Source organism: Acinetobacter sp. ANC 4558 (genome assembly GCF_002135375.1).
Lineage (GTDB): Bacteria > Pseudomonadota > Gammaproteobacteria > Pseudomonadales > Moraxellaceae > Acinetobacter.
Map to the genome: position 1 here is coordinate 14,884 of NZ_NEGH01000021.1, position 15,767 is coordinate 30,650.

At 34.5% G+C, this 15,767-nt stretch carries 13 protein-coding genes and 1 pseudogene; all 14 read right to left on the reverse strand.

Translation table 11 applies throughout. The features are described 5' to 3' along the window. Window positions 1-15: 15 nt before the first annotated feature. Window positions 16-1,134 carry an endo-1,4-beta-xylanase gene (locus tag B9T31_RS16930; protein ID WP_086183107.1) on the reverse strand — a complete coding sequence of 373 codons (1,119 nt, stop codon included), beginning with the start codon at window positions 1,132-1,134 and terminating at the stop codon, window positions 16-18. Between the two features lie 16 nt (window positions 1,135-1,150). Next, entirely contained in the window at window positions 1,151-1,900 is a 750-nt protein-coding gene (locus tag B9T31_RS16935; protein WP_086183108.1) for a GT-D fold domain-containing glycosyltransferase, read from the reverse strand. Window positions 1,901-2,070: 170 nt separating this feature from the next. After that, window positions 2,071-3,189 carry a hypothetical protein gene (locus B9T31_RS16940; protein ID WP_086183109.1) on the reverse strand — a complete coding sequence of 373 codons (1,119 nt, stop codon included), beginning with the start codon at window positions 3,187-3,189 and terminating at the stop codon, window positions 2,071-2,073. A 274-nt stretch (window positions 3,190-3,463) separates the two neighbouring features. Then, a complete protein-coding gene (locus B9T31_RS16945) occupies window positions 3,464-3,691 on the reverse strand; it encodes a hypothetical protein (protein WP_086183110.1) in 228 nt (75 codons plus the stop codon). Window positions 3,692-3,934: 243 nt separating this feature from the next. Beyond that, entirely contained in the window at window positions 3,935-6,295 is a 2,361-nt protein-coding gene (locus tag B9T31_RS16950) for a hypothetical protein (protein ID WP_086183111.1), read from the reverse strand. Window positions 6,296-6,433: 138 nt separating this feature from the next. After that, on the reverse strand, window positions 6,434-7,768 hold the full coding sequence (locus B9T31_RS16955) for an ATP-grasp fold amidoligase family protein (RefSeq protein ID WP_086183112.1): 1,335 nt from the start codon (window positions 7,766-7,768) through the stop codon (window positions 6,434-6,436). A 373-nt stretch (window positions 7,769-8,141) separates the two neighbouring features. Further along, window positions 8,142-11,030 carry a host specificity factor TipJ family phage tail protein gene (locus B9T31_RS16960; RefSeq protein ID WP_086183113.1) on the reverse strand — a complete coding sequence of 963 codons (2,889 nt, stop codon included), beginning with the start codon at window positions 11,028-11,030 and terminating at the stop codon, window positions 8,142-8,144. Continuing rightward, window positions 11,027-11,347, reverse strand: coding sequence for a hypothetical protein (locus tag B9T31_RS16965; RefSeq protein WP_086183114.1), 321 nt, complete (start codon window positions 11,345-11,347; stop codon window positions 11,027-11,029). Before B9T31_RS16965 ends, B9T31_RS16960 begins: the two co-directional genes overlap by 4 nt. A 197-nt stretch (window positions 11,348-11,544) precedes the next feature. Continuing rightward, window positions 11,545-12,027: a DUF1833 family protein gene (locus tag B9T31_RS16970; RefSeq protein ID WP_086183115.1), complete on the reverse strand. Its 483-nt coding sequence runs from the start codon at window positions 12,025-12,027 to the stop codon at window positions 11,545-11,547. Further along, the gene (locus tag B9T31_RS16975) at window positions 12,028-12,504 is read right to left on the reverse strand and encodes a hypothetical protein (RefSeq protein WP_086183116.1); all 477 of its coding nucleotides are present in this window, start codon (window positions 12,502-12,504) and stop codon (window positions 12,028-12,030) included. 134 nt (window positions 12,505-12,638) lie between these two features. Further along, window positions 12,639-13,016: a hypothetical protein gene (locus B9T31_RS16980; protein ID WP_086183117.1), complete on the reverse strand. Its 378-nt coding sequence runs from the start codon at window positions 13,014-13,016 to the stop codon at window positions 12,639-12,641. Next, the gene (locus tag B9T31_RS16985; RefSeq protein ID WP_086183118.1) at window positions 13,006-13,197 is read right to left on the reverse strand and encodes a hypothetical protein; all 192 of its coding nucleotides are present in this window, start codon (window positions 13,195-13,197) and stop codon (window positions 13,006-13,008) included. Before B9T31_RS16985 ends, B9T31_RS16980 begins: the two co-directional genes overlap by 11 nt. A gap of 404 nt (window positions 13,198-13,601) precedes the next feature. Further along, window positions 13,602-13,997, reverse strand: coding sequence for a hypothetical protein (locus B9T31_RS16990; protein ID WP_086183119.1), 396 nt, complete (start codon window positions 13,995-13,997; stop codon window positions 13,602-13,604). A gap of 117 nt (window positions 13,998-14,114) precedes the next feature. Beyond that, window positions 14,115-15,767: pseudogene (locus B9T31_RS17870) on the reverse strand (hypothetical protein); the annotation flags it as partial.

Below are 15,767 nucleotides of genomic sequence, written 5' to 3' on the forward strand. Positions count from 1 at the left end.
ATTTAAATATTAAAATTAATTTTTTCCGTCAGTTATAAATGATTCTTTGACAGCTATGCAATTTGAATTACATCCAGTTCCTTTATCAAATAAATAAAATGGAATTTTACTATTATCATTTGGATTGCTTTGATTAAAAACACCCCAAATCAGTACATCTTCAATAGCATTTGACTTTAGAGCATAATTTATAAATTTATTATAAGTTTCAGGGACGGTATATTGTTTAGTATCAGTAGATGTATTTTTACTTTGAGCAACATCTAATTCTGTAACATATACTTTTAATCCTAAACTTTTTAGCTCTTGAATAAATTGTGTCAAAGTTTCATCAATATAGTTTGCCCCATTTGTCGTAATATGACCTTGTATTCCAAATCCTGAAATCGGTATATTTCTAGATTGAAGACGCTTCACTAGATCAATAACAGCTTTTCTCTTTGCAATACTATAGTCTCGGTTATATTCCGTGCCCCATTCGTTATAAAGTAAAATAGCCTTAGGATCTGCTTTATATGCTGCATCGAAAGCAATATCAATATATTTTTCACCTAATACTTGATACCAATATGAGTTTCTTAAACCATTCGGTTGTCCATCAGGAATATTAATTACTTCATTTACAACATCCCAAGAGCTAATTTTCCCCTTATAACGTGTAACAACAGTTGTAATATGATCACGTAATAGTTTTTCTACCTTTTCAGGATCTTTTTCGTTTAGAACATACTGAGGTATACCTTGATGCCAGACTAATGTATGACCTCTAGCCTGCATATTATTTACAACTGCATAATTAATAATATAATCTGATTTTTGAAAATTATACTGATTTTGACTTGGTTGCGTTCGATTCCACTTTAAAGCATTCGTAGGTACAATAACGGATGCATTGCTTTTAACAATATTCTGATATTCTGTATCCGTTTTTAGTGGATCATATAGAACAGCAAATCCAAATTTAATGTTATCTTTTTCTGCAATTTTATCTATCGGTTCGCTAATTAAACTACTATCATTTGCACATGCTACTTGAAATACGCAGCTAAATAGCAATGTGACTACAAAAAATAATCTTTTCACTAATATTTTCTCAGATGGAAGCCTAGATATAAGAAAGCCCAATTTAATCATAATTGGGCCTTTGACCTTAAGACTCTTTCTTCTTTTTTAATGGTAGTTTTTCAGGAAGTGGCGCACCATGAAATACAGAATCATAACAACTGGTAATGTGTCCGATATCAATAGCTTGATACCCTAACAAAGTTAGTTCATATGCTAAAATTGTTGCTGCAGGGCCAAGGGAAATTAAGAATAAAACATCTTTATCTTTTTGTGACACCTCAGCAAGAACTCTCGGAATATCTTTGATAGCATGTGTTGCTTTACTTAAAAAAACTTCAGATTCAGCTATATTATCAAATAGCACATGTCCGAAATCAAATCTACTCCCATCACCAGTAATAAAAATAACCTTTCTTTGATCCCAAACACTTTTCCATTTATCAATCCCTTCTTGTTTTAGGTGGCTAAATATCTTTCTGCTAACAAATGTATTTCCATATACTCTTGGTAACACAAACTTAGAAAATGCAGGAAACTCCTTGGTCCAAAACTTAGTCCACCACTCATCAGTAGCCTTACCATTTAAACAAACTAGTAAGTTTTCGTGATTTTCACTAAGGATAGTTCTTAACTTAGATGTACCATAATATGAGGAATTTTCAAATGCACATCCTACTAAAGAATTTACCATTCGTATTTCACCATCGCCAAATCTAGCAACACTTAATTTCCTAGATACAATCAAATTTATTGTTTCTGCAATGGTTAAGGTGCATCTTTCCATATGATCAAATTGTTGGTTTAAATCCTCATCATCAAACATTTTTCTTAGCACAGTCTTCCCCCTTTTATTCCCCAATATCTCTATTCTAAACTACAGTCATACCATAACATCATTTAATTACTTTATGAAACCGAACACATCTATCTAATATATTTACTTACTTAAGCATCATGAAAATAACCAATAACATTTAAAATAACCTCAATAATAATTTATTATTTTTAAACAATTATCTTCGTTTCCAATACCCCATTAACAACTTGACATTGTATCTCCTCCCATTCGATATCTATTGTTTTTATGATGCTCTTATAGGCTTTATAAAAAGTAGAAAAATCAATATTTGATGATGACGAGACCCCAAATAATGAATCAAGTAAAACTTTTGGAAAATCTACTCCGTCCCCTATATCTGGTAAAATTGCACTACTGATCTGAGGCCTTGTATTAATTTCCAAAATATATAAAGAATTATTTTTAACTAAAATATCAAATCCTAAAACAAAATTTTCTTTGAATAAACTTGCAAATCTTTCAATTTCACTCAGTATTCCTAGATCAATTCCATTCTTTATGATTTGTATTTCAGAGCCACTGGATCTTCCCTTGACTAAACTTAAAATGATTTTTTCATCTTGTTTGGGAATATACGTTATATCCAAAGTTGGATTTAATTTAATACTTGATAACTTTATTTTCGATCTTTTTTTATTTTTTTCTAACACTAACTCTTCTATACTACTTATACCATTCCCTGTAACTGTCGGTGCCAATCGTTTACATAAAGCTACTACTTTTGAATTAATTGTGTAAACCCTATATTCATCAGAATTCGAAATATACTCTTCTACCATATAGTCTGAATTTTGTTTTGCTATCGCCTCAATTAATTCATCTTTATTTTTTAAATCACAATATACTCCCTTTCCCATAGTTCCATTCACTGGTTTTACAACCAAGGGAACATTTAACGTATCTAAAATCAAGCTAGCATTAACTTCATTTTTTGTAGTAAATTTAAGAGTATTAATGAAATTAAAATCATTATCTTTCAGAGTCTTAGCTAAATTTTCTTTTTTTAATGCTTTAGCCTTAGAATTTATATTACCTAAATTTAATAATCTACTAGTATTAAATAAATATTTTTTATTATAGTCTGATATTTCAAAAACTCGCCCAATTTCATCAGTTACATAACCATATTTTTTAAAATCAATACTATCTTTATTCTTGATACTTACAACCATTCCCCTTGAGAGTGCTTCGTATTGGATTGAACTATGGGTTATATTAGCAGCAACAATACTATTATTTTTAAACAAACCAACATATTTTTCCATAATGATTTCATTCTAAAATTTTCTAACTTATTGATTATAACATATTTAAATTAGCTAATTTCCTATATTTTATTGTAGATACAACCGACTTCGTTCTAATTATAGAACAAGTTTTGTTGAACGATTAAATAGTATTGATCAACCCACCACAAATAGCCAAAAGTTTTACTAAGTACTTTTTTATCTACTAGTTTAAATTGTTCTTTCATAAAAATGCTCAGATAATTTTTTTGTTATCTGAGCACGCTTTATTTAGGTTTGTTGGGTAAATAATTTAAAACTCATTTCTATGTGGGTAACCATCAGAAATTAAACGCTGTCCAACTGCATTTGCACATTTTGGATGAAAGGATAATGTTTTAATTCTATCTTGATCTGTATAACCATCATAATTAACAATTGCTCCTCTAATTTCATCACCACAACCAAAACAACAGTTTTCATCTTCTTGTAGGCTTGTGAAATGTTTTTTTGCTGTATTTATATCTGCCTGATAAGTCATAAGAAATTCCTTATAAATAAAAAATTTATAGCATCCTACTTACCGAACTGTAAAGTACAACTAATAGCAATTTATGTAACTAAAACATCCTCTTGTGTTTGTTTTTCATCAGCTTTCTATTCATCAAAGCATTCACGTAGTATCATGGTAATTTCGAATGCTGCTGAAACAGGTTCCATATTTTTCCTAATTTTTGGTAATAAAAAACCCCGAACAATGTCGGGGTATGGGGTTGTTGGGCGTTTAATTCGTGGTATTCAATTTATAATGCAGCGTAGATTCTAGAATCTGACCTTCTTTGTACTCAACAAAAACTTTATCATTTTCATCATTTGCAAAAAATTCAGTCGCTGTAAAATATATCTTGTTGTCTTGTTCACGATTACTAATATGAACATGATAATCATAAAGATTTGTATCAAGCACTTTAACTTCTGCTGATAAACCAATGTCACCTGTTAGTGTTATAGATTCTCCTTTTGATATTGATCTTGGCAATCTAGTGAAGTCATTAGTTGTTACGTCCAAAAGCGTAAGATCTGGATAAATTGCTGTTTTACTGACTTGTTTTGAGCTAACAACACGCCCCCAACACAGCATGCCAAAATAAACATTTGTCAGTTGGATTGTTTGAGTGAATTTCAGTTTTTGTCTAATAAATAATCCGTCTTTATTAAAAATATAATCTTTTATATGTTTTGCAAAAACGGTCTCTGTATTACAAATGAACATATCAGTTTCTTGCATAAACCGAATTTCTTTAAAGTCACCACTAAATTCTGAATCTTGAGCATAATACTTTCCATCCACTATAAAGATTGCTGGCTTTGTTTGTACTTCATCACCATGAAATCCTCCAACAGCATCAGACCAACCTCCAGCAATTGCCAGTTCACTTTCACCGTTACCAACAATGCTATTTAAAATTGAAAAAAAGCTTGAATTAACTTCATCAACTCTCGTAAATCGCCACATTTTAATGTGACCATACTTATTTGTTAGTTCTAATGCAGGATTATTGATATAACTCATTAGGTAACGTAGGTAATTACTGCCAGTTCCTTTAATAAAAAACTCTAATCTATTTTCTGTTTTTGTAACACTGATCGTATCTAATGTAGCAACTTTAGTTTGTGGCATACCATTTTGTACAAGTTCACCACCACAACTTGTTCCACTGGTTCCCCTAAATGTGAATAGCGGTATCTTAAAATCATCAACAAATGCACCTATTCCATACGATGAACTTGTCCAAGCAGTAGCTATTTTTCCTTCAAGTGTTTGTCCATCCCGAGCACCTTCCGTATCTACGTAGTAACAGCCATTGTTCGGAACAATGAGTCCATTCTGAGCTAGTACCGTAACCATTCCCAAGCCTGAACCTAGAAAGATTCTAAATGAACTATGAGTGATAGAATACTGAACCGTTTTCGTATCGAATACTGCTTCTGATAAACCTCCCATCACCACATAATTATTCTTGCGATTCTTATTTCTAATATCTAAAAATTTAGGGTTGAGTGTTGCAATTAATCCATTTTGTACCAGTCGCCCACCAACTCTAGTTTCCGTATCATTCCATGCAAACAGAGGGTATTTTAAATCATCAACAAATGCACTAACCCCATGACTGCTACTTGTCCAAGCTGAAGCAATTTGAGCTGAAACAGTTTGATTTACCGAATTAATAGGAATATCGGTCAAGTCAATATAGTACGCTGAATTTGTAGGGATAATAATATCTTCAGCTGCAGCAACAAAAATATAACCCCGACCACCACCGCGTCTTAAAATTAGGCTTGTATGGCTAATTGTATATGTGCTGTTACTCCCTGAGTATTCAAACTTAGTTAAATATCCCTGCAACACATAATTATTCGCATTTAATCTCAACCCTAAGTAATCAATCGCTGGTTTTGTAATCCCATACAATCCTTGTTGATAGAGATAACCACCAACTCTAGTTTCCGTATCATTCCATGCAAACAGAGGGTATTTTAAATCATCAACAAATGCACCTACTCCATAGGATGAACTTGTCCAACCTGATGCAATTTGTGCTGAAATCGTGTGATTTGCTGTATTGACAGATAAATTCGTTAAATCAATATGGTATGCAGAGTTTGCAGGTATAATAATATCTTCAGCAGCTTCAACCATTACATAACCACGACCACCACCGCGTCTTAAAATTAGGCTTGTATGGCTAATTAAATATGAGTTGCTAGATACTAGAAACTCCATTTTAGTTAAGAACCCTTGTATTATATAATTATTTTTCTTTGAGAAGTCTTTCGCTAAGTCAAGTTCACTTGCCCCTTCATCATTCCACTTAGCACCATCCCATCGCCAAACCTTCTTGGTTTCCATATCTTGTGCAAGACTGCCTTCAATACTGGGCTTGTATTTTTCAAGTGCAGCTTTATTAGCAAAACCACGCTTTAGCCCATTATCTAGCAATGTTTGCTCAACACCTGGTGCAGTTAAATATTCAGCTCCACGTCTTGTTTTTACCTTTTTCTTACCATTTCCATTCACAAAATCATCAAGTGAGTCAGCGTCTTTATCAGCATTCTCAAGCTTTTCCATCGTAATAATTGCCATACTTTTCTCCAGATATAAAAAAAGCACTCTTCTGAGTGCCTAAGGGTCTAAATTTAAAATCAATGATTTGAACTCTTATTTTTCTCCCTACCAATAAAAAGCACTCTTTCGAGTGCTATATAAAACATAATAAAAAACTTATTTCGTTTTAGCTATTGCCTTGGATTTTGCTGGTGTTCTTTTGACTGGAAGCAATTTGTTAAACTCTTCAAATTTCTTACCACCAAGTAGATCTGTCATTAATCTAGCCCTAGCTGCAATAAAGCTATAGCCCAATTGTGTATCGACATCCCTATTAAATTCATCAAAATGCCCTGGTCTTGGCGTAATTTCACCAAAATAAATTTCGTTTTCTGAAGCTAAAAAATCTATTCTTAAAAATGGGGTTGGTACATTTAAACTTAATGATTTTCCAATATTCATGATAGCTGGATTATTAAAATTACTAACAAAAAGGCTATCATTAAATCGACCAGTATTTACACGTTTAAAATTTTCATCCAACCATTCATGTCTTAATTTTGAACTGTTTCTGTCAATAACTAAGATGAGTTTTATGGCGCCATAAAAACAGAATAGCTTAATATCATAAGGAATAATCTCCCCACCAAACCCAGGAATATATTGTTCCACCATCCAAATTTTATATGGTGATTTCTCAACTTGACTTTTCATTGTTGAAAGATCTATTTTTTCTCTCTTTTCCACAGACTGAATAAAATCATTACTAATAATGAATACATCTTTAGAAGAATCACCATCCATTGGTTTCAAAACCACATTTTTTAAATCGTAATTGATTTCTTCTTTTCCAATACTTTTTTGATAAATTTCTGGAACAGGAACCTTAAGCGCTTTAGCAAAATTAATTGCCTTAACTTTGTTATTTATAATACCTTCAACAGTAAATCCTTTCTTTGAGTTAACAACTTTACGAAATATTGTGTATTCCGTAAGCTGTGCTGAAAAAGAAGGTAAATAAGGTAAGTAGCTAGAGTTAAAGGCTTTCTTAATTAATAAACTCTCAGGAATATACTTTGAAGGTACGACTTGAAATAATTTATGTAGTTTTTTATCTTTGTATAGATCTGGATTACTGCTTGCATTTCGACCAATTTCATTTGTGACTAATTTAAGATTCCTATCAGACGTATTAATTAATTGTGAAAAATAATTAATATAATTTTTTTCATTAATCGCATTTAAAATACTTCCATCAATAAAGTAAAGACCCTGATAACCTTGAATTGCTACAGATGTAATAGATATCGATGCTTGCGCTATTTCTAAAATTTTTTGTTGCAGTGTTAAAAGAAAATAATTTACATTCACTCCTTCTATACAAAGCATTATATTTGTATTAGAAAACCGCCCCCAGCCATTAATTTCTTTTGCTTCTTTTAATGAGTTCTTAATATCATTTCTAATATTAATATTAATATTACCAGTTATTAAGATATTGTAGCAGAACATAAAAAGATCCTAAAATAAACACTTTTATTAGTTATTGAGATGTAAAATCTATCAATGACTATTTAAATTCAACGCGATAGTAAGACTTCGCTCACAATATATCAATATTTTTAATTGATTCTGCGTTATTAGTTACAAAATAACAAAGCTCCTCAACCCTATTAAAAAATCAATAAACACTATATAAAACAAATTCTTACATTCAAAATAAAAGTTACTTATAACGGTATCGAACTTAATATCAAACTATCATTTTTCATCCATATTAGTAAATAATCTAATGTGCAAATTTTCATTATTATTCTTATATATTTATCACTCTAAAAGCCAATTATTGTCATTTTTAAGACTAAAAGCCTCCCGAAAGAGACTTTTAAATAAATGAATGATCTTTTTCGTAATAACGTGCATCATAATTGATACAGGTCAGGTTATTTGTCAGCTCATTATTTGGGCTTAGTTCAGTGAGTAGAAATGCTTCTTTATCTACATCGCTAGCAGCAACAATTAAATAGGTGGTTTTGGCATATCGATCTGCACCAACAACCAGTTTTTTTAATGGTGCACGATTTAAAATAACCTCATCTGGATTATTCCCCATCTCACAGCCAATCATGTCTACTGTTGCATCTGGCATTTGCAAATAAATGTAGTATTTTTCACCTTCTTTAATTTCGACATTGCCATATGTTCGAGAATATGGATCTTGAACATATTGCGATAACGTCAGCGTTAATCCATCAACAAATTCAACCTCCCCATCACGAACTGTCGTTTTGGTATTATCAGCCACTAAAATACGATCATTTCTGATCAATAAGTTAGACTCATCCAAAGCAGTAAATTCACAACTGATATCTTGATATAACAACTTATTCCATTCACGCCACGCCCTTGTTTTAGCAACAGCATGATTGCGAATTCCTGATGTTGTAATCTTCATCGGATTACGTGCTGAGCCATCTTCAGGAATGGAGTAAGTCGTGCGAATGTCATCATCAGGTGAAGTATATTCAAGCTCTACACCGTCATAATTTTTATTGACACCAATGTTAATTGTGCGCTTTTCACTACCCGGTACTTTATTACGGTGATTGAATAACAACACTGAATGATCTTGTGGCCCTTCAAACTTCCAACGCAGTTTATTGCCATAACGATGTGTCTCACAAAAACAGGCTGAAGCAATCATGCCTGCCTGTTCTTCAAAACTAAGATTGTCATCATCAAAAGTATAATTAAATTCTGTTGCATCATCAGACCCAAAATAGTTTTTAACCTTTTGAATCTCAGCTTTGATCTGAACAATATCAAGCTCAGAAGCAGAACGACGACCAATGTATTGATCTAAAGCCATGTTAATTAAGGCTTGCCCTGCATCACGTGTGGCAACATACGCCCCTGTGCCATCGATACGAAGCCGACGTGTCACCAAGCAATTTAATTTACGATCTTTGACCGACAATGCACCATCGGTTGCCGTAGTTTTTAATCGAATCACGGTGACATCAGGATAATTACGTTTTTGTGAGGCATATGTGGCATATACGCTTTTGATCTTTACTTCCGTAACAGGTCGGTTGTTTTCCTTTGCGTAAGTTTTAGCAAGACGAAAACGAAAGCTTCCTTTACCTGGTAAATCATATCGAGCAGTACGTCCAAAGCTTGATTTAGTTTGATCCCAAATATCCCATTCTTTTGTGACAATCTCACCAACAGGTTTTTTATTCTCATCTAGCATTTGAATCTGTACAGTTACGGTACAACCTGCTCGACGTTCACCTCCTGAATCTACAGTTGCATACATCCCTTGTGGCGCATAGACATTGAAAACTGCCTGTGTTGCTTGCTCAAATTCAAGGTTAAACCACCCCACCCACTTATTGGCCACAATCTCAAGTTCAACATTGGTCTGCTTACCTTGCGTGCTGCCATTGAACATGGTCGGCAATTTAGACCATTCTGCATTGACGGTACTGGCATTCGCTAAAGTGATCTGTATTGCACTAATGGCACTGATTGAATAGATTCCATCCAAAGTCATGGAGTCCGCATTCAAATTCAAAGTAATCCCAGCATTGACCGCTTGATTCTCTACAACAAAACTCCAATTCGCATTGACTTGCTTAGCATTCACAAGTTGGATCGTGTAGGTGTAAATACCTTCACTCAATGTTCGTGTCACTCGGCTTACGTCATACTGTCCCGATACATCACGGAATGAACGATCCTTAACAACTGTTGTTGATTCCCCTGTTTCAGGATCAACCGTGGTTTCCTCAACGATATATTCAAATGAAGCACCATTTAAAAGTAGTCCTTTATATCCTGCAAAGGCTTCAATATCTAATGTGCTTTGAACAATCACCTGAAAGCTCGGTGTTAATACTGCAGTACCTGATAAAACAGCATCATTAATCCCAAAACCTGCACCTGTAATTGCAATACCATCACCGACTTTAAATGATTGAGTGAAATCGATGTTTGCGGTATTTCGAATCACACCACCTGTCATGAAATAGAGGGCCTTAGATTCAAGACTTAAATCATTTGGCTTCACCAAAGACTGACCATTAATGGCATCTGATTTTCGAACTGCGCGAGGTGCTGAAGTAAATGCGTTACCTGTTCGATAAATTGTCTCATTGCCTGTAATGGATTTATTTGGATCATAAATACTGACCGATGTGCCTTCGATTCCTTCAATGGCTGTATCACCATCTTTACAGTTATGAATTTGATAATAGCCACGACCAATGACCATGAGACATTCTTCAATTTCAATGCCATTTTCATAATAAGTATAGATTTCAGCAATCAGATCAGGAAAGGACAACACCGTTCCAAAGATATCTGCAATACGACTTCTGACCCGTGCTTTATTGGTTCGATTGGCTAGTTCATTGTTGGATGACCCCATGCTTGAATTAGCATTCGGCTTAGGCATCGTGGCAATCATATAAACGCTATATGCTGCCATGACGGCGGTAACTACCCAAAATACCACTTGCAACCAAGTCGGATGAACCACAATCCAAATCACACCCTCTAGCTGATTTAACCGCTCAACACCTTCTTTGGTCCTTGGGGTAACATCATTGTCTTGTGTTGGATTTTCACCATGGTGTATGCGAATACCTGGAGTAAATTCCTTAAAACTCCATGCGATATAAGCAGGCACATTATCAACATAAGCTTCAGTTTTAACCTCTTTGGTTTTATTACCTTCAAATTGGTTATCAATGATGATGACTTTTTTCATGTGTAAAATCTCACTTCCCTAAAGTGCATCGCCACCACCTCAAGCGGTACGAATTGCACACCTCTTGAGGTTAAATGCAAAAGTTTGTCGCAATAAAAAAGCCCCACATGTGTAGGGCTTGAATCACTATTTTTAAAATAGACAATGCACGGCGAAATGGGTTCCTCTAATCGTTTAAATCGACCTTTACCACTTAACGCTTTATAAATTCGCTTACTTAAATCCTTGCCTGTAATCTGTTTCCATGCTTCACACGCAAATTCATTACAGGTGTAATCTCTGGACCATGTACGATCTAATAAATTATCGATACTCATTTACTACCTATTTCACATAAAAGTTACAATAGAGAATCATTAAGTAGAGATTTGATTGAAAACTTTACAATTCACGTTATATTATCTACTATTCGTTTACAAAAACTAGGAATATCATGAAACTCTAGTCTTAATTCACCTCGTTTCTTAAGACATACCTCGCTCTGAGTTTATCCCCTGACGAGGTTTTTTTATGCCTAAATTCCACGTAATAACGGATAATCTTCGAAAGTAAAAAGCCGACCAGTTTTAACTGCATTCAATTCAGGTGCTTGCGCTTCAAATGTCACCAATCCAGTGCTATCCCCTGAAATCGTTGCGATTTCTAAAGTTTGTATTTCATTCATCGGTGCAGACAAATCATCATCTCGATACGTCTTAAACACCAATTTAGGTTTGATACGTGGACTGGTTGATCTACGAATGTTTTTAATCGCATTCATCAACTCATCTTCCATATCTGCCAAAGTAATTGATAAACGCTGTTCTAAATCATTGGTGACATTAGCTCGTTTAATGGACATTGGTTGATATTGATAAACATCTTTACCAATCTTCACCCCATCCTCATCATTTCGAACATACCGAAAGGTTTTAGTGAAACTTGGATGTGATATTTCAATGCATTCAAGCTGAACCACGCCACCAGAGCTGTTTAAAAAGAATGAGGTGTAATCCATTTAAAGTTTTCCTACAGCTTTTGGTAAGCTTTCATTAACCAGTGTTTCAAGTGGATTTGTAAGATCATTTAGATCCACACCTTCGCTACCTGCATTAACAATTAAATTATCTAAATTTGGATCAGTATTTAACGGCTTCACACGAAATTCAGCAGTAACGGTATAGATACCTGCTTCTTTACTGGTGAGCCTTGGACTGCCTGAAAAATAACACTGATAATCTTCAACAACAGGATTATCAATACAGAGTTTTGCCAAGAAACGCTGACTCGGATTTCGAGCCCATACACGATAAAAGGCCATTAAATATTGATAGCCTTCGTCTTTAACCACCCACTGCACGGATGCAGTGTGATAAGAGCCTTTCAATGCACGGCGATATCTAGGTGCGCCACCATCCAATTGTTGTGAAATAATGCCATCACCCAACTGAGCTGAATAGCCTGATTGAGTGGAGCAGTAGAGTAATTTATGCATACCACCTCCTATACTTTAAAAGTTGTGAACATAAAAAAGCCCATGATTACAGTCACGGGCTTTTTGCTCTTTGGAAGTATTAAAAAACCGCCCTCAAAAGGCGGTGTTAATTTATAAATAATTACTAAAACATATCAATTTTTTTTAAGGTAAGCGACAGCTAGTGTACCAATTGTAGCTGATGCGATAATTGCTCCTGCTGTTGGCTGCCCATGCAAAGCAACATAACCACCACCCAATATTCCACATAACCCAATTGCACCAGCAAATAACTGACCTAGAACTCTCTCTACAAAAATAAATTTATTTGTGCGACTAGTTTGCTTTCTTCTCTCAATGGCTTCTTCAGTCGTCATCTTTACAACCCAATCAACTAAATCAGGCCTAAAGCTGTGTAATTTTTCTAATTCATTTGAATAAACAATTGGAGAATCTGATTCTTGGTGATGAACCTGCACTTCATCACCTTTACCATTCTTTGCACCTACTGCAACACGCTTATTACCTGCCATAAGCTTCCTTGGCTTTTATCTGAATATCATTACCAATCGTATCTATATCTTCACGTAATTTTTGCTGATCTTGATGAAATCCATGGACTACATGCTTATATTTACGTTGATTTGTTGGAGCTTTCAATATTACTCTTGCTCCATCTAATATATTTGACAGATGACGAATAATAGTTCCCATAATCTTCCCCGCTTTGAGGTTTTGATAACTACATACTATCTATAAAGTTTTGCAAAGTTATGAAGAGATACATATCTACACATACAAAAACATAAATTGCAAAAAAAGACCAATTATCGGTCTCTCTTGTATGACGTTCACACATCCAGCCAATCATCTAGTGAATAACCAACTGTAAAACCCTAAAGTAATCTCACATTAGGGTTATTCACAACTATATTAACAATCCTATTAGAAGTCAATAAAATTTACCTAACACACCTTCACTTAAATGGCTACCTCTTTCCCAATAACTTTGTTAAACCTTTTCGTGCTTAATCATCAAAATAATTGTTAATTATTATTTTTAGGTTTTTCTTTGGGCATAAAGAACCTCCCTAAGGAGATTCTTTTAATTCAAATACTTACATATTTATTTCATTTATTCTAATATCTGTTTCTATATGATCATTACCAACTAAAGGATTTCCTTTATAATAAAACCTAGTTGTATACTTTCCATCTTTAGTTAATTTTACCCCTAAACCACACCACTGCTCATTAGTATTTCGACTTAACTCATATAATTTATCTACTGATTTATTTAATTTAAATATATTATCTAATACAGGTATTCTATTAAATAATGTTAAGTCGGGTGTAATCCAGCATCTTACTGTCGCATGCCTTACTAGACCAATATCTTCATCCTGAAATCTTTCAGCATAAAAAACTACTTTTCCCCAATTTGAAGGAACTATACAATTTTCCAATTCTTGAAAAATTTGACTCGTTAATTCAGCCTTCTTTAAAAAGTCCATTTTAAAGCTCTTTCTATTAAGTAGATGGTTGAGATTTATCTCAAAAATATAATATATGCCTATATTTATATCCGATCAAATAATAATCTTAAAAAACCACCCGAAGGTGGTTTGTATTTATCCGAGCCTCTTTCGAGTATCGAAGTTTTGAGATACTTGCTTGGATTCAAAAGAACCCGTCCGACCTAGACTTCCCCAAGACTCCTTAATCATCTGCTTAACCTGTGGAATCGTGACATACAAATTACCATCAACTCCTCGTTCTGCAGTAGTGCCTTCAGGTGCATTATTGATGATCACTTTTAATGCAAAACTTTCATCTCCTGATCTACTTACCGCATCAGCAACGCCAAAACCCACACGGCGTGTATCTTTCGTTGAGACGAAACCACCATCTGAGTATCCTGACGGCTTAGACGTTCGCATTGCTTCGACAACACTCACACCGCCCCAACGTTTGATATCGTCCTGCGACCAGACAACCTCACCTCTATGCACGATACCAGCAGGATCAAACTTACCGCCTACACCAGTAAACCCTCCATTAAAATAGCCTTCCTTACGACCAGAAACCGTCATAGTGACTGCTTTAATGTTAGATAAAATACTGGCTGTTTCTGCAGCAACAATTGCTGCGGCACCAAGATTTTTAGGAAACGGCAACGACATGGCATTTGCGATACCTTGCTGAATCGCTAACATGGATTGAGCGATTGCAAAGCCTTTTTGTACAGCAAACATTGCTTTATAGGCAGTTGACTGCTCACCAAAAATTGTGGCCATACTGTCTGTAACCGATCCAGCAATACGTTCACCATAATTTAATTGAAGCTGAAGCTTAGCTTTTTGATAATCCTCCTCAATTTGAAGAAGATCTCTTTTAGCTTGTTCCTCAGTGATTAAATTGTACTTAATGCTCTCTTCAATAGTTTTTTGGGCATCTTCTTTTGCAAAGTCCAATTGAAGAAACTCGCCCGATCCATCTTGTTGAGCTTTCATACTTCGATATTCATTATGAGCATTTCTACGCTTAGTCTCATAGTCGTTATCTTCAGCACGATATGAAGCATTCAATAATTTACTTCGTTGCTCTGGATCTTTTGTTTTAGCAATTTCTAAGCGTTCAAGTCTATATCGCTCTTGCATGATATCAACCTCATGCATATAAGCCTGTTTAATCTGAAATAAACGCTGTTCAGTTGCCAAAGCTAAATAAGACTGTTCTTGCAGTAATTGCTGATTAAGAAGATCAACCGCTTTACTACGTTCACCTTTAGTCAACTCCAAATCACGACTTGCAGCAAATTTCTTCTGTGCAAAACTCTTTTCAAGTAATTCAGCTTCTGACTTCTGGAAATCTGCATAATCATCAAGTTTGGTTTTTAAGGCATACTCAGCGATTGCGATGTCATTAGCAGCACGCTCCTTATATTGAGCGATAAGCTTTTCCTCTTCTTCAGTTGAGAATTCAGCTTTACGAATGTCTTTGATATCTTCTGCAAGTTGAGTTTCAATCCGAGTTTTTTCAGTTGCAACTGCAAGTGTCAATTGCAATTGATTTCTCGCAGCATCTTCAGCTTGTTTCTCAAGATCCTGATTAGCTTTAAGTGTTCCCTCGCTCGCTCCTCCTTTAACTTTAGACATCATGGATGGTGCTTGATGTAAAAGCTTTAATACAACACCATCTTCAAAGGTCACAGTGCTGTAATAGCCACCACCTTTAGAATCGTAAGCTGTCTTAACATCTTTCACAGCGACATTCGTTGTGAT

What these genes read in the sequence shown, in the direction of transcription:
- B9T31_RS16930 (WP_086183107.1), bottom strand. Translation starts at nt 1,134, where the DNA reads ATGATTAAATTGGGCTTTCTTATATCTAGGCTTCCATCTGAGAAAATA.
- B9T31_RS16940 (WP_086183109.1), bottom strand. Translation starts at nt 3,189, where the DNA reads ATGGAAAAATATGTTGGTTTGTTTAAAAATAATAGTATTGTTGCTGCT.
- B9T31_RS16945 (WP_086183110.1), bottom strand. Translation starts at nt 3,691, where the DNA reads ATGACTTATCAGGCAGATATAAATACAGCAAAAAAACATTTCACAAGC.
- B9T31_RS16950 (WP_086183111.1), bottom strand. Translation starts at nt 6,295, where the DNA reads ATGGCAATTATTACGATGGAAAAGCTTGAGAATGCTGATAAAGACGCT.
- B9T31_RS16955 (WP_086183112.1), bottom strand. Translation starts at nt 7,768, where the DNA reads ATGTTCTGCTACAATATCTTAATAACTGGTAATATTAATATTAATATT.
- B9T31_RS16960 (WP_086183113.1), bottom strand. Translation starts at nt 11,030, where the DNA reads ATGAAAAAAGTCATCATCATTGATAACCAATTTGAAGGTAATAAAACC.
- B9T31_RS16965 (WP_086183114.1), bottom strand. Translation starts at nt 11,347, where the DNA reads ATGAGTATCGATAATTTATTAGATCGTACATGGTCCAGAGATTACACC.
- B9T31_RS16970 (WP_086183115.1), bottom strand. Translation starts at nt 12,027, where the DNA reads ATGGATTACACCTCATTCTTTTTAAACAGCTCTGGTGGCGTGGTTCAG.
- B9T31_RS16975 (WP_086183116.1), bottom strand. Translation starts at nt 12,504, where the DNA reads ATGCATAAATTACTCTACTGCTCCACTCAATCAGGCTATTCAGCTCAG.
- B9T31_RS16980 (WP_086183117.1), bottom strand. Translation starts at nt 13,016, where the DNA reads ATGGCAGGTAATAAGCGTGTTGCAGTAGGTGCAAAGAATGGTAAAGGT.
- B9T31_RS16985 (WP_086183118.1), bottom strand. Translation starts at nt 13,197, where the DNA reads ATGGGAACTATTATTCGTCATCTGTCAAATATATTAGATGGAGCAAGA.
- B9T31_RS16990 (WP_086183119.1), bottom strand. Translation starts at nt 13,997, where the DNA reads ATGGACTTTTTAAAGAAGGCTGAATTAACGAGTCAAATTTTTCAAGAA.